The sequence below is a fragment of the Burkholderia sp. Bp8984 genome (assembly GCF_003853755.1).
In the GTDB taxonomy this organism is placed as follows: Bacteria; Pseudomonadota; Gammaproteobacteria; order Burkholderiales; family Burkholderiaceae; genus Burkholderia.
Map to the genome: position 1 here is coordinate 1 of NZ_QTQN01000063.1, position 19,939 is coordinate 19,939.

Sequence of the window (19,939 nt, forward strand, 5' to 3'; positions counted from 1 at the left end):
AATAGATGTACTACGCTGTCTCGGGGTGGGTCAGATTTAGATGAAAACGGTGGGTCAAGATTCGGTGGAAATCAACACGCCAACTCTATGCAACAGAACTTTCGGCCGGTACCCGCCAATGGCGCCTTGGACGGTCTCTCGGGGAAAGTCATCCGGAACAGTGGGGTGACTCACAGTTGCAATCCTCTCGACAGCGTTGGGAGTTCCATGGTGTGCGTACAGACGCGATTCGATGGCGGAGTTTACCGCCGGTGTCGATAATGCTGGCGGCATCGGACGTCGATTGCGAAATGTACGAGTCTGAAGCGCCACAGAGTGGGACATTTTAAGTGTCGAGGCAATGTGACGATCGATGCACTCAGCGGCCTCCAGTCTCGCTGCGGGCTTGCAGGCGACGCTCACGAGGGCCTGTACTATATACATTCTATGGCGGCCGGACGATCATTTCGTTCGTGATCGTCTGGAGGCAAGGACCCATATCGGCGAGGGAGTCGTTGAGCGGGTTCCGCCGGTTGGCCGGGCCGGCCGCAACATTGGTTGTACTTTCGGACCACAACGGCATTATTGGGTGAACTTGCGTGCTGCGATTGGCAAGAGTGGGTGGACTTTAGTTGCAGCCGGCGAACACGTCGTGCCGCGATGTACTGATTACACCAGCCGCGCTCCAGTCTAGGTGGTGGTTGCGCACTGGGAAGCCCTCGCGAAGCTGATTCGGACGGTCTGTCTCCGGTCGCCTGATGCGCACCACGCGCTGCCAGCGGAATGTCACCCAATGTTGCCGAATGTCCAATTCGGCCGCCAGAGCCCCAAAATGGGTGACATTTAGTTCCTCGGACTCAAGCGTCGTGCCGGCGCCCTGCGAGCCTTCATTTTCCCAACGACGACGATCCCATCCTCCCGCTTGCCTCCGTGAAATTGACGTGCTAATTTTTCATGAAATTGGACGACTGAAATTTCACGGGAGCCCGCATGTTCGTGCAGTCCGACCGTCACGTCGCAAGCTACTACGCCGGCACCTACCCGGCGCCGATCCCGCGGCGTCCCGAACTGGACGAACGCATCGACGCCGACGTGCTGGTCGTCGGCGCGGGCTTCAGCGGGCTGCACACGGCGTTGCGCCTGGCGCTCGCGGGCAAGCGCGTGGTGGTGCTCGAAGCGAGCCGCGTCGCGTGGGCCGCATCGGGCCGCAACGGCGGACAGGCGCTGCTCGGCTGGTCGTGCGACATGCAGCCGCTCGAGGATTCGCTCGGCCGCGACGGCGCGCGCATGCTGTGGGACAGCATGCGCTGGGCCGCGGCCGAAGTGCGCGAACTGCCCGCGCGGCACGGCTTCGACATCGACTATCGGCCCGGCAGCCTGTGGGCCGCGGTGCGGCCGCGTCGCGTTGCGTTGCTCGCACAGGCCCGCGACGAAGCCGCGCAGCGCTGGGGCTACGACCGGCTGCGCGTGATCGGGCAGGACGAGATGCCCGAATGGATCGGCAGCGCGCGCTATCTCGCCGCGCTCTACGATCCCGAGGCCGGCCATCTGAATCCGCTGAAGCTCGCGCTCGGTCTTGCGCAGACGATCGAACGGGCCGGCGGCCGCATCTTCGAGCAAAGCCGCGTGCTCGACTGTCGCGAGACGGCCGGCGGTCACGTCGCACGCACCGCGCAGGGCGAAGTGCGCGCGGACGTGCTGGTGCTCGCGTGCAACGCGTACGTCGACCGGCTCGATCCCGAACTGTCGCGCCGGTTGCTGCCGGTCGGCACCTACCAGGTCGCGACCGCGCCGCTTTCGGCGGACGTCGCCCGCTCGCTGCTGCCGCGGAACAGCTGTGTGATCGACAACCAGTTCGTGCCCGACTACTTCCGCCTGAGCCCCGACAACCGCCTGCTGTTCGGCGGCGGCTGCACGTATCTCGGCGGGATTCCGGCCGACATCGCGGCCGCGACGCGCCCGCATCTCGAACGCGTGTTCCCGCAACTGGCCGGCGTGCCGCTCGACTACGTGTGGGGCGGTCACATCGACATCAGCATGCGCCGCACGCCGGACATCGGCCGCCGCGGCCAGCGCTTCTGGCTGCAGGGCTTCTCGGGGCACGGCGTGCTGCCGACGCTCGCCGGCGCGCGCGCGGTCGCCGATGCCGTGCTCGGCGACGATCGCCTGCTCGCGCAGTACCAGCGCATCCGCAACCCGCGCTTTCCCGGCGGCGACCGCCTCGCCGCGCCGCTGGAAGCGATCGGCAAGGCCTGGTACCGTTTGCGCGATACCGTCTGACGTACCGGAACTCATCATGAACGAACAGGAAGAGATAGAAAGTCTGGCGATCCTGATCCGCGACCTGCGCAAGCATCGCAAGGTCACGCTCAACGATCTCGCGGAACGGATCGGCCGCTCGGTCGGCTTTCTGTCGCAGGTCGAGCGCGGGCTGTCGCGCCCGACGGTCGCGGATCTCACCGCGATCGGCGAGGCGCTCGGCGTGCCGACCACGTATTTCTACAGCCTGAGCAAGCCGCGCAGCGTGCCGTGGGTCACGCGGCCCGACGAGCGGCGCACCGTGTATTACGCGGCCGGCATCACGGACATCCTCGTGTCGCCGAACATGCGCTCGCGCTTCTCGATCCTCGAGAGCCATCTCGCGCCCGGCGCGAGCAGCGGCGAGCGCTCCGTCGACGACAGCGACGAGCAGGGCGGCTTCGTGCTCGAAGGCGAGCTGACGATCTGGATCGACGGCGACGACACGCCCGTCACGCTCGGCCCGAACGACGCATTCCAGCTTCCCGCGCACAAGCGGTTTCGTTACGCGAACCTGGGCGACGCGCCGGCGCGCGTGATCTGGGTGTTCACCTGAGTTCGCCGGCGGGCGGTCCCACGGATCGTCGCGCCGTGCTGCTGGTTTGCAGTACTGATCGACATCGGGCATGTGACGTGCCGCATGCCGATGAGTCCGGTTCGCCGCGCTGCGGCACCGTCATACAAGACATGGAAAGGATGAGACATGGCTGACGTCGTTCCCGTGCTGGTCGATGAAGTCCGCGCATTCCGGCAGGCGCATCCCGAGATCCGTTATGTCGACCTGATCTGTCTCGACCTGCCGGGTCATTTCTACGGCAAGCGTTATCCGATCGATGCGCTCGAGAAGGTCGCGTCGGGCTCGTTGCTGAAGCTGCCGCAGAACTGCGTGCTGCTCGGCACGCAGGGCGGCCTCTACAAGATCGGCGATTACTGCTTCAACGACGGTGACCCCGACGCGCCGCGCCGCCTGATTCCCGGCACGCTGAAGCCGGTGCGCTGGGAGCGGCAGCCGCTCGCGCAGATGCTGATCAGCTCCGACGGCACGGACGCGCCGATCGAGTTCGAGCCGCGCGAGGTGCTGGCGCGCGTGCTGCGGCGGTTCGCGGCGCGCGGCATCCGGCCGGTCGTCGCGTTCGAGCTCGAGTTCTACCTGTTCGCCGCGCAACTCGCGGACGGGCTGCCGCAGTATCCGCGCGACCGCTTGAGCGACGACCGCGACGACCAGCCGAACATGCACATCGAACGCCTGTCGCGGTTTTCCGATGTGCTGCACGAGATGGTCGAGGCCGCGCGCGAGCAGGGCGTCGACGCGACGGTGATCACGGCCGAGCTCGGGCCCGGCCAGTTCGAGATCAACTTCGGCCATACCGACGACGCGCTGCGCGCGGCCGACTGGTCGGCGCTGTTCTGCCGCAGCACGCGCGGCGTCGCGCTGCAGCACGGCTATCGTGCGAGCTTCATGGGCAAGCCGTACCTGCATGCGCCGGGCAGCGGGATGCACGTGCACGTGAGCCTGTATGACGACGCGGGCCGCAACCTGCTCGCAGCGGACGCGCAGCGGCCGCTGCGGCATGCGGTGGCCGGCTGCCTCGCGCTGCTGCCGCACTGCATGCCGGTATTCGCGCCGAACCACAATGCGTTCCGCCGCTACGGCTCGATGGTGAATGCGGCGAGCCGTGCAAGCTGGGGCTTCGAGGATCGCGACGCGTGCATCCGGATTCCGGAATCGGATGCGCGCAATCTGCGCATCGAGCATCGGCTCGCGAGCGCGGACGCGAATCCGTACCTGGTGCTCGCGGCGATCCTGTCCGGGATGGAGCATGGGCTCGACGCACGGATCGAGCCGATCGCGCCGCTCAACGACGATCGCGGCAGCGGGATCGATTTCCCGAAGGAGATGCTGTCGGCCGTCGCGGCGATGCAGGATCACGTGGCCGTGCGCGACGGGCTCGGCAGTGAATTCGTGATGGTGTATTGCGAGAACAAGCGGCAGGAGGAACTGGATTTTCGCAACGAGATCGGGGCGCGCGAGTATCGGTGGTTTCTTTGACGTGCTGCGCCGACCGGCGCGGACTATGGAAGTGCGCGCCAGTAGCGCACTTCGTCGATCGACGTCCCGTCGATGTCGAACGTCTTGATGTCGCTTTCGGCGACGAAGCCTTCACGTTCGTAGAACGCGCGCGCGCGGCGGTTCTCGACGATTGCCCAGAGCGACACCCATGCATGCCCCCCGTCGTGCAGCGACCGGCAAGCATGCCGGACCAGCGCCTTGCCGATTCCTTTGCCGCAATGCAGCGGATGCAGATAGATCGCGTGGATTTCACCCCACGCGCGATCCTTGTCGGCGTCGCGCGTCGTGCCGTACGCGACCCAGCCCGTCACGCCGTCTGCGTCGAATGCGACCGTGACGCGCGTTTCGCCTGCCGCGAGCGCGTGGTGCCAGAAGTCGGTACGTTGTTCGACCGACAAACCTGCAAGGAACGACGCCGGCATGATGCCGTCGTAGGTTGCCCGCCACGATGCGACGTGGATCGCGGCGATGGCTGCGGCATCGGCCGGCGTGGCTGTGCGGATGGCGATCGTGGTCGTTTTCGAGGGCATGCGTGCGTGGTTTGACCGGTTGCGGGATACAACGATGAAGCAGCCCCGTTCAACGCCGTGAATCGGGCGTGCATGCAGGTGCGGTGTCGCGCCGCACCTGCACCGTCCTTACTCGCCGAGCTTCGCCGTCACGCACCCCGTGCTCGAGCATTCGCGCTCGCGTTCGCGCAGGAACGACAGGCGCGATTGCGTGAAGTCGATCGCGCATTGCAGGTTCACGAGATAGCCGTCGTCGCGCGTTTCGCTGCAGCGGTCGTCGCGCCGCTTCATCCACGCGAGCTGGCCGGTCTTCAGCTTCGCCTGCTGGTCGCCGCTCAGTTGCTTGCGCACGCGGCCGTACTCGTCGTTCAGTTCGCGGTCGACCTGCGAGAACTCGTTGCTGCTGCAGTACACCTGGTCGAACGCGCTGCGCGGTTTGCCGCAGCCGGCCGCCTGCGCGGAGAACGGCACGGCAAGCGCGAGCAGCGTGCAGGATACGAGCAGATTCTTCTTCATCATTGTGGTGCTCCTCACTGGGTGAAAACCGTTGAAACCGACCGGCGGCGCCTTTACCGGGCCGCCGTACACGCGTCGATCCCGCCCGCGATCGCGGTGGCGAGGCGCTGGATCGTCTCGCGCTGCGCGAGTCGCTTTTCCTCGTCGGGATTGACGATCACGCCCGCCTCGACCAGAACGGCCGGGATCGGCGCGGTACGCAGCACGACGAGATCGTCGAAGCGGTGGATGCCGAGTTGCGGATCGATCAGCGGGCGGTTCTCGCCCTTGATCGGCTGCGCGTGATACAGCGACGGCCGTTCGCCGGCCGCGACCAGGCGTTCGGCGATCGCCTTCGCGCAACGCAGGCTTTCCGCGTAGTGCGGATTACGCTCGGACACGAACACGGCGAAACCGCGGAAGTCGCGCTGCCGTCCCGCGTCGATGAACTGCTGCTGCATCGAATCGTGATGGATCGACACGAACAGATTTGCGTCCGGCGCCTGCGTCGAGCGCTGGTCGAGCGCGATCTCGCGGCCATCGGCCGACGTGCGCAGCACGCGGTCGCCGTGCGCGGCGAGTGTCTCCGCGACGGCGGTGGACAGGTCGAGGTTGTACCGGTATTCGACGCGGCCGCTTGCGCCGGTGGCACCCGGGTGGGCCGGCGTATGGCCGGTGTCGACGACGACGTAGCGGCCGGAGGCCGGCTGTGCGTCCGGACCTGCCGCATCGGCCGCATGCAGCGCGAGCGGCGCGCCGAGCAGCGGGCCGCATGCGAGCAGGCGCGCGGCGGCGCGCACGAACGGACGAAGGCGTCGAAGGGTTCGGTTTGTCATTGTTGTTGTCGAGGAGGGCATGCGGCGCGTCGCCTGGCGCGCACCGTCGGCCTGCTCAATGCAGTCGGAATGTCGCGCGATTATAGCGGTTGCCGGCGGCGCCGCAATGACGGAAGGCGCGGCGTCGCGCGCGCCGGAAACCGGCGCTCAGGCGAGCACGCGCCGGGCCGCGAGCATGCCCCAGTACGATGCTTCCTCGAACAGCGACAGCCCGGACAGGTCCGCATGCGCGAACACGACGGGGCCATCAGCCTCGCGCAGCGCGAGCAGCCCCGGCCGGCTCAGGAAGCCGACATCGGGTGTCGCCATCGCGTGGCCGCGCACGGTGATCTCGAGCGCCGTCGCATGCTTCCACAGTTCGCGTCCGTAGACGGCCTGCAGGTCGATCGCCGCCTGTTCGCGCAAGGCATCGGGCTTTGCCTGGGCAAGCCAGCGGCGCGTGTCGTCCGGCGTTTGCGTACTCAACGCCTGATAGGCGGAGAACACGGAGCGGGTCGGCGGCGACATCCGGATCAGCTGGTGCGTCGACACGACATAGCCGAGCCCCGCGCCGTCGTAGACGACGTTGTCCCACGCGAGCGGCACGCCGGCTGCCTCGGCCGGCATCCCGTCGAGCAGGAAATTGGACACGAGCCACGGCGCGCGCGGCGGCAGGTCGCGCGTGGGATCGAAACCGTACGCGCGCAACTGCGGAAACACGCGAGCCGCGACGAACAGCGGCATGGCGCTGACGACGCGCCGCGCCTTCAGCATGAACGTCGACAGCGTGCCGTCGTCACCGACACGCGCACACAGCACGTCGACGCCGCCCGCGCGCTCGGTCGCGCGAACGGCGAAGCCGTGCCGCGACCACGCGTTCGAGCCGGTGCGCGCGGTGATCGAGTCGCTCAGCTTCGTCACCATCGTATGCAGCCCGTCGGGCCAGGTCAGCACGGCGCCGTCGCCCGCGTCGCTCGCGTGGCCGCCGCGCGACGAGAAGTAGTGCAGGCCGGCCCACGCGGACACGTGCTCGTAACCCGCACCGTAGTCGTCGCGGCAGCAGTAGTTCAGGTACCAGTGCAGCGCGGTCGCGGTGTAGCCCTCGTCGAGCAGCCACTGCCTGAACGAGCGCCGGTCGAGCGCGCGCCAGCGCGGGTCGCGCGACGATTCCGCGAGCGGAATGCAGAACACCTTGCGGCCGTCCGCGCCGCGCGCGGAGCGCAGGCTGTCGGTGTAGGCGAAGAAGCGCGTTTGCTGCGCGAGCGCATCGGCGTCGAGGGCGGCCGTCGGCACGATGCCGTCCTGCCACTGGCCTCCGATGAACAGCCGTTCGTCGGGGGCGTGCACGAGCGCGCGTTCGTCGTACGCGGGTTGCGCGGAGAACGGCGCCGCTTCGATCACGCCGAGATCGGCGAGCATGTCGCGCAGATGTGCGGATTCGAGCGACGGCAGCGGCAGGTAGTGCGCGCCCTTCGGATAGCCGAGTTCGCCGAAGCGGCCGCCGGCCGCATTGCCGCCGAATTCGGGCCCGGCGAGCACGACGAAGCGTGTGTGTCCCGCGCGCGCGAGCTGCCACGCGCACGACAACCCGGCCGCGCCCGAGCCGAGGACCGCGACGTCGGTCTCGATCGTGCCGGAAGGCGGCGGCAGCGCCGCGTGGTCGCGCAGCGCATGGCCTTCGCGCATGCCGGGGTAGCCGACGCGCGGCGTCGTCTCGAGCCAGCCGGTGCGGCCGCACGCGGCGAGCGACGCCGCCGCGGACGCGACGAGGAACGTGCGGCGATCCATCAGCGCAGCACGTGCTTCCAGTCGTCGTCGAAGCGGCGCACGAGCGGCTGGTCGTTGAGTTCATTCGGCGACATCGGCAGCGCCGGCATGTCAGCCGGGAAGTGGAACATCTCGGCGGCCGTCTGCGCGTCGAGCCAGCGCGTCGGCACCGAATAGCGTGTCGGCACGGTGAAGTCGCGACGCTTGCCGGCGATCACGAACCCCCAGTCGCCAAACGACGGCACGTAGCAGTGGTACGGCCAGGTGTTGAGCCCGGCTTCGCGCAGCGTCGCGATGATCGTCCAGTACGCGTGCGGCGCGAAGTACGGCGACGTCGACTGGATCACCGCATAGCCGTTCTCGGACAGGTGGCGCGCGAGCAGCCGGAACACCGGCACCGAATACAGCCGGCCGAGCCCGAAGTTGGTCGGATCGGGGAAGTCGACGACGATCGCGTCGTACACGTCGGCGTTCGATTCGAGCCAGCGCACCGCATCGTCGTTGATCACCTGTACGCGCGGGTCCTTCAGCGAACCCTGGTTCAGCTTCACGAGCGGCGCCGAAGTCGAGAACAGCTTCGTCATCGCGGGATCGAGATCGACGAGCGTGATCCGTTCGAGATTGCGGTGCTTGAGCAGTTCGCGCACCGCGAGGCCGTCGCCGCCGCCGAGCACGAGCACGCGCTTCGCCCACGGCAGCGCCTCGATCGTCGGATGGATCAGCGCCTCGTGATAGCGATGCTCGTCGCGCGACGAGAACTGCAGGTTGCCGTTCAGGTACAGCCGCATGTCGTCGTGCCACTGCGTGAGCACGATGCGCTGGTACGGCGTCGTTTCCGAATAGATCGTCTCGTCGCCGTACACGCCGTGCTCGGCCCAGTGCGTGATGCGGTCCGACAGCGCGAAGCCGGCGACGAGCAGCCCGATCACGAGCGACGCGCGCATCAGCTTGCCGCGCACGTTGCGGATCTCGGCGCGGAACAGGTGCGTGGTCCACAGCGCGACGAACGCGTTCAGCAGCCCGAACAGGAAGCTCGTGCGCAACAGGCCGAGACGCGGCGCGAGCACGAGCGGAAAGATCAGCGACACGGCGAGCGAGCCGAGATAGTCGAAGGTCAGCACTTCGCTGACGGTATGGCGGAACGCCTGGCGGCGCTGCTGGAACGCGCGCATCACGAGCGGAATCTCCATCCCGATCAGCAGGCCGAGCGCGAGCACGAGCGCGTAGAGCGCCGCGCGGAACGGCGCGGCGAGCCACGCGAACACCGCGAACAGCAGCGCTGCCGACACGCCGCCGAGCAGGCCGACGAGCAGCTCGATGTCGACGAAGCGGTCGAGCACGTCGTCGTCCTCGACAAACTTCGCGAGCCACGAGCCGATCCCCATCGCGAACAGGTAGCAGCCGATCACCGACGAGAACTGCAGGATCGAATCGCCGAGCAGGTAGCTCGACAGCGCGCTGCTGATCAGTTCGTAGCCGAGCCCGCACGACGCGAGCACGAGGATCGACAGGACGAGCGCGCGCTTATGCAGCATGGCGCGTCCGTTGTGCAGTGCTCGTCAATGTGGATATACTGGCGCGGATTTTCGTGGGGTGGCCCGCCATGGGCCGGCCTGCGACGGGGCGGCGAACCGAGCACAAAATCCGAGGAAAAGAATGAATAGTGCCTATCTTTATGCGGTTCATTTGCTGTCGGCGTTCGTGCTGCTTTTCGTGTTCGCGGCAGTGTACCTGAAGGTCACCCCGTTCGACGAACTGGCCTTGATCCGTGACGGCAACGCGGCCGCGACGCTGTCGTTCGGCGGCGCGCTGGTCGGCTTCTGCCTGACGCTCGCGTCCAGCATCGCGCACAACTCGACGCTCGGCGAAGTCGTGCTGTGGGCCGTCGGCGCAATGGCCGTGCAGCTCGTCACCTACGCGGTGCTGACCCGCCTGATTCCCGGCATGAACCATGCGATCGAGGATCGCAACGTCGCGATGGGTGGCCTGATGGGCACCGCGTCGCTCGTCGTCGGCATCATCAATGCCGCCTGCCTGACCTGACACGCCACGCGTCCTGGGAGACCGACATGAGTCTGGGTTCGTTTATCCGCAAGCAGTTCATCGACGTCCTGCAATGGACGGAAGACACCGACGGCGTGCTGGCCTGGCGCTATCCGATGGAAGACCAGGAGATCCAGTACGGCGGCCAGCTGACCGTGCGCGAAACGCAGGTCGCGATCTTCGTCAACGAAGGCAAGGTCGCCGACGTGTTCCAGCCGGGGCTGTACAAGCTGGAAACGCGCACGCTGCCGGTGCTCACGTACCTGAAGAACTGGGACAAGTTCTTTCAGTCGCCTTTCAAGTCGGATGTCTACTTCTTCAGCACGCGGCTGCAGCTCGGCCGGCGCTGGGGCACCGCGCAGCCGGTGACGATCCGCGATCGCGAATTCGGCTTCGTGCAGCTGCGCGCGTTCGGCATCTACTCGTACCGGATCGTCGATGCGGCCGCGTTCCACCGCGAGGTGAGCGGCACGCGCGCGCAGTACACGGTCGACGATCTCGAGCAGCAGCTGCGCAACCTGGTCGTCACCGCGATGAGCACGACGTTCGGTTCCGCCGACGTGCCGTTCGTCGACATGGCCGCGAACCAGACGCTGCTGTCGCAACGCGTCGCCGAGGCGCTGGTGCCGGTGTTCACGCGCTACGGCCTCGCGCTCGATGCATTCGCGGTCGAAAGCGTGTCGCTGCCGGCCGAGCTGCAGAAGGCGCTCGACCTGCGGATCGGCGCGGGGATGGCCGGCGATCTCGCCCGCGCGACGCAATACCAGACGGCGCAGGCGATTCCGCTGGCCGCGCAGAACCCGGGCGGCATCGCGGGTGTCGGCGCGGGGCTCGCGGCCGGCGCGGCGATCGGGCAGGCGATGGCCGGCCAGATCGCGGGCGCCGCGCAACCGGCGCCGGCCGCACCGCCCGCGCCCGTCGCGGCACCGGTTGCCGCCGCGCAGCCGGCCGCACCGGCCGAAGGGACCGATTACGTGCAACGCCTCGAACAGCTGAAGGCGCTGCTCGACAAGGGCCTCGTCACCGAAGAGGACTATGCGCGCGCGAAGGCGGACATCCTCGCGAAGCTCACCCGGTAAGCGTCGCGCATGTTCAGTACTTCGTGCCCCCAGTGCGGCGCGCCGGTCGAGTTTCGCTCGGCGGCGGCGGTGATGGCCGTCTGCGCGTTCTGTCGCAGCACGCTGCTCAAGCGCGGCGCCGACGTCGAGCGCATCGGCGAGCTGGCCACGGTGCTCGACGACGCGTCGCCGATCCAGATCGGCACGGCCGGGCGCTACGGCAAGCGCACGTTCACGGTGCTCGGTCGCATCCAGATGACCTACGACGCCGGCATGTGGAGCGAGTGGTACGTCGTGTTCGACGACGGCGCGTTCGGCTGGCTGTCGGATGCGTCGGGCCAGTATGCGGTCACGGTGCGCGAGCCCGACGATGCGTCGGGCGGCGCGTGGCCCGCGTTCGGCACGCTCGAACCGGGCATGCGGATCGACCACGGCGGCCGCGCGTATCTCGTGTCCGACGTGCGTACCGCGCGCTGCACGGGCGGCGACGGCGAGTTGCCGTTCCGCATCGATGCGGGCTGGGAAGCGCGCGTCGTCGACCTGCGCACCGGCAATGCATTCGCGACTTACGACTATTCCGACGCCGACGCGAACGGCGGGAGCCCGGCCGTCTACAGCGGCGAAGCGATGGAATTCGACGCGCTCGCATTCACGGGGCTGCGCGATACCGACAACGACACGCGGGAGAAACGGGGCGCGCAGATGGTGCCGTTCGCGTGCCCGAGCTGCGGCGCGCCGCTGTCGTATGCACCGAACCTCGCCGACTACGTCGTGTGCGGCAGCTGTCACGCGGGCGTGCAGTGCACGGCCGAGCAGCAGACCGTGTTCGCCGCGCAGCGCAAGCTCGATGCGGTGAAGGGCGCGCTGGAGCTCGGCGCGACCGGCACGTTCGACGGCGTGAAGTACACGGTGATCGGCATGATGCGTTGCCGCGTGCCGGGCGACGACGAGACGTGGGACGAATACCTGCTGCTGAACCCGAAGCGCGGCTTCCTGTGGCTCGTGCAGAGCGAAGGGCGCTGGGAACGCGTGCAGGTACTCGACCACTGGCCGACGATCGGCGGCGAGTCCGACGTCACCGACGAAGGCAAGACCTATCGACTGCGCGAGACGTACGACTCGGAAGTCGTGTACGTGGTCGGCGCGTTCAACTGGCGCGTGCAGGTCGGCGACCGCACGTCGATTGCCGACTACGGCTGGCAGAAGGACAAGCTCACGCGTGAGCGCAGCGCCGCGGAAATCGTCTGGTCGCGTGCGCGGCCGTTGTCGGCCGGCGCACTGGCCGAACGCTTCGCGACGCCGGCGCTCGCGACGGCAGCGGTTGCGTCCGCAACGGGTTCCGCCGGGACGTCGACGGGCCTGTTCGGCGCGAAGCAGCCGCATAGCTTCGCACCGCTGCCGATCGTGTTCAGCGCGATGCTCGTGATCTTCAACCTGGGTTCGCTGTTCTCGTTCAGCGGCCGCTCCGTCTACGTGCTGATCGGCCTGCTCGTGCTGTGGCTGCCGGAATGGCTGTGGAAGGGCTTCGCGTCCGACGGGGGCAACTCGTAATGCGTTACATCCTCTACGGACTTTACGGGCTGATCGTCGTCACGCTGTTCAGCTGCGCGTCGCTCGGCGGCAGCGGTTCGGGCGGCAGCGGCTGGGGCAGTTCGTCGGCGCGCAGCGGCTATTCGTCGTACGGGTCGCACAAATGACGGCGCGAGACGGTATCGCCGCGCCGCGTGCGACGCTCGGCTCGCACGTGCTGGCCGATCTCGCCGGCATCGACGCGGCACTGCTGCGCGACGCCGCGCGGCTCGAGACGATACTCACCGACGCCGCGCAGCAGGCCGGCGCACGCGTGATCGGCGCGCATTTCCATCACTTCGGCGGTGAGCATGGGGTGACGGGTGTCGTGCTGCTCGCGGAGTCGCACATCACGATTCATACGTGGCCGGAGCACGGCTTCGCAGCCGTCGATGCGTTCATGTGCGGCGCCGCGCGCGCCGCCGAGGCGGTCGATGCGATCGCCACCGCGCTCGGCACGCACGCGCAGGTCCGGCAGCAGGTGGCGCGCGGCGTCACATGAGCGACCGGGCGACAGCGGTGGTCGCGCATGCGACGACGCGCTGCACCGATTTCGCGAACCGCTTATGATCGTGCGGTACGACGTCCCCGCACAGAGGCCCCCATGCACATCGCCGTCCTGACCTTCGACGGTTTCAACGAACTCGATTCGCTGATCGCGCTCGGGATTCTCAACCGGGTCAGGCAGCCGGGCTGGCGGGTGTCGATCGCGAGCCCGACCGCCCGCGTACGCTCGATGAACGGCGTGACGATCGACGCGCAAGCGTCGCTGCAGGACGCCCGCGACGCGGACGCCGTGCTGGTGGGCAGCGGCGTGCGGACCCGCGACGTCGTCGCCGATGCCGCATTGATGGCGCAATTGCAGTTCGACCCCGCGCGGCAGTTGCTCGGCGCGCAGTGCTCGGGCACGCTCGTGCTGGCGAAGCTGGGCTGGCTCGGCGATGTCCCCGCGTGTACCGACCTGACCACGAAGCCGTGGGTGCAGGAAGCCGGCGTGGCCGTGCTCGACCAGCCGTTCGTGGCCAGCGGGAACGTCGCGACCGCCGGCGGGTGCCTGTCGTCGCAGTATCTGGCCGCGTGGTTCATCGCGCGTCTGGCCGGCATCGAGGCCGCGCGCAGTGCGATTCACTATGTCGCGCCGGTGGGCGAGAAGGACGATTACGTCTCGCGCGCGATCGCGAACATTTCGCCGTTCCTCTGATGCGTGCGGTGTCGCGCGTCAGCGCGGCAGCGCTTCGGCTTCGGCCCAACGCTTGAACGAGTCGAGACGCCGGCGCGTGTGCACGAGATAGAACGCGCCGATCAGCGGTTCGAGCAGCCAGCGCAGCCAGGACGGCTGCGCACGGAAGTGATACGTGAACTTCACTTCGGTCGTGCCCGGTGTGTGCTCGGTGAAATTCCAGCTGCCGCTGAAGCGTTCGAGCACCTTCGGCCCGTCGACCATTTCGACGGCCGCGACCTGCGGCGGACGGTACGAGATGTAGCGCGACACCATCGTCGCGCCCGACTGGCTGCGGCAGAACGCATCGACGCCGACGTCGGCCGTCATCCCGTCGGGCAGATACGCGTCGGCAAGGAAGCTGTCCCACACGAGCCGCCGCGCGTAGTCCTGCGACCACGTGAAGAGGCGTCTGCGATCGACGCCGACGATCCGGCTGACTGAGATCCTCATGATGGGTAGCAAGCGCAACGCTGTAATCGGGATGAAATCGAGTGTAACCCGCCAAAGCCGCGCAATTCTTCAGACTTCGTCAAGTCGAGCGCGCGCTCGATTGACCTTCTCCGGGAATTCCCCTACGATCGATTCCATGCCTTCGGGAAAGACCCGAAGCGTTTCAATCTCTTGAGGGAGCCTCATGAGTACGCAACAGAACCGGCGCTTCGACGCGCTCGTTTTCATTGGTCGTTTCCAGCCTCCGCATCGTGGTCACCTGAACGTGCTGAAGTCCGCACTGAGCCGGGCCGAGCGCGTATGCGTGCTGATCGGATCGACCGACAAGCCCCGCACCATCAAGGATCCGTTCTCGTTCGACGAGCGCCGCCAGATGCTGGCTTCGCTGCTCGAGCCGTCCGAGCGCGAGCGCGTGACGGTCGCGCCCGTGCAGGATTCGACGTACAACGACGGCGACTGGGTGCGCTGGGTGCAGGATGCCGTGGCCGCCTCGCTCGGCGACGTCGCGCAGCGCAGGGTCGGGCTGATCGGCCACGAGAAGGACGCCACGTCGTATTACCTGCGGATGTTCCCGCAATGGGAGCTCGTCGACGTCGATGCGACCGAAGACATCTCCGCCACCGAAATCCGCGATCAGTATTTCGCCGAACGCACCAACAGCTTCGTGCAATGGGCCGTGCCGGAACCGGTGTTCGGCTGGCTCGAACGCTTTCGCACGCAGCCGGCATTCGCGCAGCTGAAGGCCGAGGCCGAATTCATCGCCGGCTATCGCAAGGCGTGGTCGGCCGCACCGTATCCGGTCACGTTCGTGACGGTCGACGCGGTGGTCGTGCACTCGGGCCATCTCCTGCTCGTGCGCCGGCGCAGCGAACCGGGCCGCGGCCTGTGGGCGCTGCCGGGCGGGTTCGTGAACCAGGACGAACGGCTCGACGCGGCCTGCATCCGCGAACTGCGCGAGGAGACCGGCCTGAAGCTGCCGGAGCCCGTGCTGCGCGGCTCGATCAAGGATCGCCAGGTATTCGATCATCCGACCCGCTCGCTGCGCGGTCGCACGATCACGCACGCATGCCTGTTCAACTTCCCGACCGGCGAGTTGCCGCGCGTGAAGGGCAGCGACGACGCCGACAAGGCGCGCTGGGTGCCGCTCAACGAATTCGCGCAGATGCGCAACGTGATGTTCGAGGATCACTTCGAGATCGCGTATCACTTCCTGGGGAAGCTGTGACACGCTGATTCCCCGGATTCCGGTCCGCCGCGACAGACGCGGCGGCACTTCAACGGCCTAGAGGAGCTCTAGCCATGCAAAACGATCCCGGCGGCTTTGCCGCGGTTCTCGCCAATCCGATCCTCAACACGGATTCGTACAAGGCTTCCCACTTCCTGCAATACCCGCCCGACGCGCAGGCGATGTTCTCGTACGTCGAGTCGCGCGGCGGCCGCTATGACCGCACGCTGTTCTTCGGCCTGCAGATGCTGCTGAAGGAATATCTGTGCCGGCCGGTCACGCACGCGATGATCGACGACGCGCGCGATTTCTTCGCGGTGCACGGCGAGCCGTTCAACGAGGACGGCTGGCGTCATGTCGTCGAGCACTACGACGGCTACCTGCCCGTGAGGATCCGCGCGGTGCCCGAAGGATCGATCGTGCCCGTGCGCAATGTGCTGATGACCGTCGAATGCGACGACCCGAAGGTGTTCTGGCTCGCGTCGTATCTGGAGACGATGCTGCTGCGCGTGTGGTACCCGGTGACGGTCGCGACGCGCAGCTGGCACCTGCGCCAGACGATCCGCCGCTTTCTCGAGAAGACCGACGACGATCTCGCGCAGCTGCCGTTCAAGCTGCACGACTTCGGCGCGCGCGGCGTATCGAGCGCGGAGTCGGCCGCGATCGGCGGCGCGGCACACCTCGTGAGCTTCATGGGTTCGGACACGGTGCTCGGCGTGCTGGCCGCGAACCGCTTCTATCGCGAGCCGATGGCCGCGTACTCGGTGCCCGCGGCCGAGCACAGCACGATCACGTCGTGGGGGCGTGAGCACGAAGCCGATGCGTACCGGAACATGATCGCTCGCTTCGGTTTGCCCGGCGCGATCGTGTCGGTCGTGTCGGACTCCTATGATCTGTTCGCCGCGCTTGAACTGTGGGGCGGCCCGCTGCGCCAGGCGGTGATCGATTCGGGCGCGACGGTCGTCGTGCGTCCCGATTCGGGCGACCCGGTGAAGATCGTGCTGCAGACCGTGCGCGCGCTCGACGCTTCGTTCGGCTCGTCCGTGAACGGCAAGGGACGGCGCGTGCTGAATCGCGTGCGCGTGATTCAGGGCGACGGTGTCGACGAGTTGTCGATCGACGCGATCCTGTCCGCACTCGACGACGCGGGTTATGCGGCCGGCAACGTCGTGTTCGGGATGGGCGGCGCGCTGCTGCAGCAGGTGAATCGCGACACGCAGCGCTTCGCGATGAAGTGCTCGGCGATCCGGCGCGGCGACGTGTGGCACGGCGTGAGCAAGGATCCGGTTACCGATCCGGGCAAGCGCTCGAAGCAGGGCCGGCTCACGTTGCTGCGCAATCGGCGCACGGGAGAATACCGGACGGTGACGCTGCCGGTCGCATGGGACGATCGCGCGCTGGAAGGCGAGTGGGATGACGCGCTCGAAACGGTGTTCGATACCGGGAAAATGCTGGTCGATACGACGTTCGCCGAGGTGCGGGCGAGGGCGCACGCAGGGGAGGCGTGATCGGGCGACCGGGGCGGCGGCGTGGCAACGTCAGCCGCCACCCCGGTCGCGCTCAGGCGACGCGGGCGACGAGGGCGTGCAGCACGGCGTCCGCGTCGATTTCTCCTCGAACGACATCCGCGCGCGCCGACTCGAAGTCGATCCAGCCCTCGTTGAAGCCGTCGAGCATGCGCATGCGCGGCTCGGGGTGGCACATCCGCTGCGCATCGAACAGCGCCGCCCACGTGCTGCGCGGCACGGCTTCGGCGCGCACCGGGCGCCCGAACACGCGGGTGAACGCGTTCGCGAGGTCGTTCGGGCTGACCCGCCGGGGCCCTTCGAGTTCGACGATGCGTGCGCCGGTCCATTCGTCCTGTAGCAGCGCGGCCGCCGTCCGGCCGACATCTTCGGTTGCGACCATCGGCACCGGCTTGTCGAGCGGCTGGAGAAAGCTGTAGATGACGCCGGCGTCGCGTGCGGTTGCTACGTCCCACGCGGCATTTTCGAGGAACCACGCGGGGCGCAGGAACGTGACGGGTATCGGCAAGTCGTCGAACGCCTGTTCGATCATCGTCAGTTGCGTCAGCAGATTCACCTGCGTCGCCTGCGCGCCGATCGTCGACAGACAGACGACCTTGCGTGGCCGAGCGGTGCGCAATGCCGCACCGACGGCATCGATGACGGCGCGCGTTTCGGGGAATCCCGGCGCCGGATCGAAGCATGGCGGCAGCAGGACGAAGACGCCATCCGTGTTCGAGAAGGCCGTCGTCAGCGCGGCGGTGTCGGTCATCTCGGCAAGTGCAACATCGCAGCCGCGCGCGACCCACGGCGCGGCGCGATCCGCGGTGCGCGCGACGGCGCGCACGGGCCGGCCGGCCGCGAGCAGCGTTCGGGCGAGCGCGCCGCCGACCTGTCCGGTGATACCGGTAATGGCATACATGGTTTGAAATCCTCATCGAGAAGGGAGCGGGCGCGCCGAAAGATGCGGGCGCCGGAACTGCATGCCGCGTTCGGGCTTGCCGTCGCGATGCATCGGGTTGCATGATAGGAGGCGACGATTCCTGATGGAATCGAATCCATGTCATTTGATTGGTGATTGTTTGTCATGAATGAAATCCTGGGGATCGACGGGCGGATTCTGGCGAACGTGGGCGTGCTGGCCGCGATCGTCGAAAGCGGCAGCTTCGCGCGCGCGGCCGACGCACTCGGCTTGTCGCCGTCCGGCGTCAGCCGGGCCGTGGGCCGGCTCGAGGCGCGCGTCGGCGTGCGGCTGCTCGATCGCACGACGCGCTCGGTTACGCTGACGGACGAAGGGCGCCGCCTGTACGAAGAGATCGGTCCGCTGCTCGCCGGCATCGGCGATGCGGTGACGCTGGCCGCCGGCTCGGCCGCCGCCGTGCGCGGCAGATTGCGCGTGAACGTCGACGCGTATTTCTCGCGGCGGGTGCTCGCGCCGCACCTTCCGGCGTTGCTTGCACGCCATCCCGATCTGTCGCTGGAACTGGCCGCGCGCGAGCAGCTCGGCGATCTGGTAGCCGACGGATTCGACGTTGCGGTGCGGTTTGGCGAGCCGCCGTCGTCGTCGCTGGTGGCGCGCAAACTGCTGGAGACGCGCGCGGTGACGGTCGCCGCGCCCGCCTACGTGAAACGGCACGGGCGTCCTGCGGCGCCGGCCGATCTCGCGGGCCATGCGTGCATCCAGATGCGCAACACGCTGACCGGCCAGCCGCTCGAATGGATCTATCAGCTCGGCCGCAAGCGCGTGCCGGTCAGGACGACGGGCAGGCTGCTCGTCAACGACGCCGGCACGATGCTCGGTGCATGTCTGGCCGGTGTGGGCATCGCACGCTTCAAGGCGAGCGGGGTAGCGGGCTTGATCGAGCAGGGGCGGCTCGTCGAGCTGCTCGCGGATTGGCGCGGCGAGGCATTTCCGCTGTTTGCCTACTATCCGTCGCGTCACCTGCCGCCCGCGAAGGTGCGGGCGTTCGTCGATTTCGTCGCGGAGATCGTGGCGACCGGCAAGTAGCGCGCTCGCCCGCCGTCAACGTTCGCCGGCGAGCGCGCGCCCGTTCGTGTCCGGCTGCGCGATCGCGTGCTCCGACATCCGCGCCGCCTCCATCGCCCGCCCGAGCGCATCGAACACCGCCGGCCCCTTGCAGCGCGACACGTTGAAGCGCATGAACGACGTCGCGCCGTGCGACGCACTGAACACGTTGCCCGGCGCGAGCACCACATCGTGGTCGAGCGCATGGCGCGCGACGCGCGCGGCATCGAGCCCGTCGGGCAGCTCGGCCCACACGAACAACCCGCCGCGCGGTTCCGTCCAGATCCCGAGCCCGGCGCGCGCGAGCCGCCGGATCGTTTCGCCCATCGCATCGGCCAACTGCATACGCAGGCCGTCGAGATGGCGCCGGTAGGTGCCGTCGACCAGCAGCCGGTGCACGACGTTCGCGCCGATCTGCGCATTGCCGAACGACGTCGCGAGCTTCAGGTCGACGAGCGCGTCGATCCATTCGGGGCGCGCGGCGATGTAGCCGCAGCGGATCGCGGCCGACAGCGTCTTCGAGAAGCTGCCGATCGACACGACGCGCGAGAGCCCGTCGAATGCCGCGAGGCGCGGCGCGGGCGTGCTTTCGAAATCCGCGAAGATGTCGTCCTCGACGATCAGCAGGCCGTGCTCGGCCGCGAGCGTGAGCAACCGGTGCGCGATCGGCGGCGCGAGCGTCGCGCCGGTCGGGTTGTGCAGCGCCGCGTTCGTGATGTACAGGCGCGGCCGGTGTTCGGCGAGCACCTGCTCGAAGCGCGCGAGATCGGGGCCGTTCGGCGTGTACGGCACGCTGACGATCCGTGCGCGATGCGCGCGCAGCAGCGCCTGGAAGTTGAAGTAGCAAGGATCGTCGAGCACGACGGTGTCGCCCGGCTCCAGCAGCAGCCGGCACCGTGTGCCGGCT

At 67.8% G+C, this 19,939-nt stretch carries 20 protein-coding genes; 12 read left to right on the plus strand and 8 right to left on the minus strand.

Annotation, left to right across the window (positions count from 1 at the left end):
* Positions 1 to 969 precede the first annotated feature (969 nt).
* The 3 genes from DID98_RS34570 to DID98_RS34580 all read left to right on the plus strand — a co-directional run bounded on the left by DID98_RS34570 (position 970) and on the right by DID98_RS34580 (position 4,327).
* Positions 970 to 2,259, plus strand: coding sequence for an FAD-binding oxidoreductase (locus tag DID98_RS34570; RefSeq protein ID WP_124522425.1), 1,290 nt, complete (start codon positions 970 to 972; stop codon positions 2,257 to 2,259).
* Positions 2,260 to 2,275: 16 nt separating this feature from the next.
* Entirely contained in the window at positions 2,276 to 2,833 is a 558-nt protein-coding gene (locus DID98_RS34575; RefSeq protein WP_044847929.1) for a helix-turn-helix domain-containing protein, read from the plus strand.
* Positions 2,834 to 2,980: 147 nt separating this feature from the next.
* Positions 2,981 to 4,327, plus strand: coding sequence for a glutamine synthetase family protein (locus tag DID98_RS34580; RefSeq protein ID WP_124522423.1), 1,347 nt, complete (start codon positions 2,981 to 2,983; stop codon positions 4,325 to 4,327).
* Between the two features lie 23 nt (positions 4,328 to 4,350).
* On the opposite strand, the gene DID98_RS34585 is transcribed toward DID98_RS34580, so the two are convergent.
* The 5 genes from DID98_RS34585 to DID98_RS34605 all read right to left on the minus strand — a co-directional run bounded on the left by DID98_RS34585 (position 4,351) and on the right by DID98_RS34605 (position 9,469).
* The gene (locus tag DID98_RS34585; RefSeq protein ID WP_124522421.1) at positions 4,351 to 4,878 is read right to left on the minus strand and encodes a GNAT family N-acetyltransferase; all 528 of its coding nucleotides are present in this window, start codon (positions 4,876 to 4,878) and stop codon (positions 4,351 to 4,353) included.
* 108 nt (positions 4,879 to 4,986) lie between these two features.
* Complete coding sequence (locus DID98_RS34590) at positions 4,987 to 5,376, minus strand: lysozyme inhibitor LprI family protein (RefSeq protein WP_124522419.1); 390 nt, start codon at positions 5,374 to 5,376, stop codon at positions 4,987 to 4,989.
* A gap of 50 nt (positions 5,377 to 5,426) precedes the next feature.
* Positions 5,427 to 6,188 carry an N-acetylmuramoyl-L-alanine amidase gene (locus DID98_RS34595; protein ID WP_124522417.1) on the minus strand — a complete coding sequence of 254 codons (762 nt, stop codon included), beginning with the start codon at positions 6,186 to 6,188 and terminating at the stop codon, positions 5,427 to 5,429.
* Positions 6,189 to 6,335: 147 nt separating this feature from the next.
* The gene (locus DID98_RS34600; protein ID WP_124522415.1) at positions 6,336 to 7,955 is read right to left on the minus strand and encodes an FAD-dependent oxidoreductase; all 1,620 of its coding nucleotides are present in this window, start codon (positions 7,953 to 7,955) and stop codon (positions 6,336 to 6,338) included.
* Positions 7,955 to 9,469: a polyamine aminopropyltransferase gene (locus tag DID98_RS34605; RefSeq protein ID WP_124522413.1), complete on the minus strand. Its 1,515-nt coding sequence runs from the start codon at positions 9,467 to 9,469 to the stop codon at positions 7,955 to 7,957. Before DID98_RS34605 ends, DID98_RS34600 begins: the two co-directional genes overlap by 1 nt.
* 121 nt (positions 9,470 to 9,590) lie before the next feature.
* Between DID98_RS34605 and DID98_RS34610 the strand changes: the two genes are divergently transcribed.
* The 6 genes from DID98_RS34610 to DID98_RS34630 all read left to right on the plus strand — a co-directional run bounded on the left by DID98_RS34610 (position 9,591) and on the right by DID98_RS34630 (position 13,805).
* Positions 9,591 to 9,977, plus strand: coding sequence for a DUF350 domain-containing protein (locus DID98_RS34610; RefSeq protein ID WP_014898735.1), 387 nt, complete (start codon positions 9,591 to 9,593; stop codon positions 9,975 to 9,977).
* A 26-nt stretch (positions 9,978 to 10,003) separates the two neighbouring features.
* Positions 10,004 to 11,056: an SPFH domain-containing protein gene (locus tag DID98_RS34615; protein WP_124522411.1), complete on the plus strand. Its 1,053-nt coding sequence runs from the start codon at positions 10,004 to 10,006 to the stop codon at positions 11,054 to 11,056.
* Positions 11,057 to 11,065: 9 nt separating this feature from the next.
* Positions 11,066 to 12,586 (plus strand): DUF4178 domain-containing protein, encoded by a 1,521-nt coding sequence (locus tag DID98_RS34620; RefSeq protein WP_124522409.1) that lies wholly within the window; start codon positions 11,066 to 11,068, stop codon positions 12,584 to 12,586.
* A complete protein-coding gene (locus DID98_RS36025) occupies positions 12,586 to 12,732 on the plus strand; it encodes a hypothetical protein (RefSeq protein WP_170296473.1) in 147 nt (48 codons plus the stop codon). The genes DID98_RS34620 and DID98_RS36025 overlap by 1 nt, the downstream gene beginning before the upstream one ends.
* Positions 12,729 to 13,106 carry an adenosylmethionine decarboxylase gene (gene speD / locus DID98_RS34625; RefSeq protein ID WP_124522407.1) on the plus strand — a complete coding sequence of 126 codons (378 nt, stop codon included), beginning with the start codon at positions 12,729 to 12,731 and terminating at the stop codon, positions 13,104 to 13,106. The genes DID98_RS36025 and speD overlap by 4 nt, the downstream gene beginning before the upstream one ends.
* Positions 13,107 to 13,208: 102 nt before the next feature.
* Entirely contained in the window at positions 13,209 to 13,805 is a 597-nt protein-coding gene (locus tag DID98_RS34630) for a DJ-1/PfpI family protein (protein ID WP_124522405.1), read from the plus strand.
* 18 nt (positions 13,806 to 13,823) lie between these two features.
* On the opposite strand, the gene DID98_RS34635 is transcribed toward DID98_RS34630, so the two are convergent.
* Positions 13,824 to 14,276, minus strand: coding sequence for a type II toxin-antitoxin system RatA family toxin (locus DID98_RS34635; protein ID WP_124485333.1), 453 nt, complete (start codon positions 14,274 to 14,276; stop codon positions 13,824 to 13,826).
* Between the two features lie 184 nt (positions 14,277 to 14,460).
* Between DID98_RS34635 and DID98_RS34640 the strand changes: the two genes are divergently transcribed.
* Together DID98_RS34640 and DID98_RS34645 are read left to right on the plus strand one after the other, a co-directional pair.
* Positions 14,461 to 15,501, plus strand: coding sequence for a bifunctional nicotinamide-nucleotide adenylyltransferase/Nudix hydroxylase (locus DID98_RS34640; protein WP_124522403.1), 1,041 nt, complete (start codon positions 14,461 to 14,463; stop codon positions 15,499 to 15,501).
* A gap of 74 nt (positions 15,502 to 15,575) precedes the next feature.
* Entirely contained in the window at positions 15,576 to 17,009 is a 1,434-nt protein-coding gene (locus tag DID98_RS34645) for a nicotinate phosphoribosyltransferase (RefSeq protein ID WP_124522401.1), read from the plus strand.
* A 52-nt stretch (positions 17,010 to 17,061) separates the two neighbouring features.
* On the opposite strand, the gene DID98_RS34650 is transcribed toward DID98_RS34645, so the two are convergent.
* A complete protein-coding gene (locus DID98_RS34650) occupies positions 17,062 to 17,928 on the minus strand; it encodes an NmrA family NAD(P)-binding protein (protein WP_124522399.1) in 867 nt (288 codons plus the stop codon).
* A 177-nt stretch (positions 17,929 to 18,105) separates the two neighbouring features.
* On the opposite strand from DID98_RS34650, the gene DID98_RS34655 reads away from it, so the two are divergent.
* Positions 18,106 to 19,014, plus strand: coding sequence for a LysR family transcriptional regulator (locus DID98_RS34655; RefSeq protein WP_124522463.1), 909 nt, complete (start codon positions 18,106 to 18,108; stop codon positions 19,012 to 19,014).
* A gap of 15 nt (positions 19,015 to 19,029) precedes the next feature.
* On the opposite strand, the gene DID98_RS34660 is transcribed toward DID98_RS34655, so the two are convergent.
* Positions 19,030 to 19,939: PLP-dependent aminotransferase family protein (locus DID98_RS34660; RefSeq protein ID WP_148093552.1), on the minus strand; the 910-nt coding region annotated here is incomplete at its 5' end.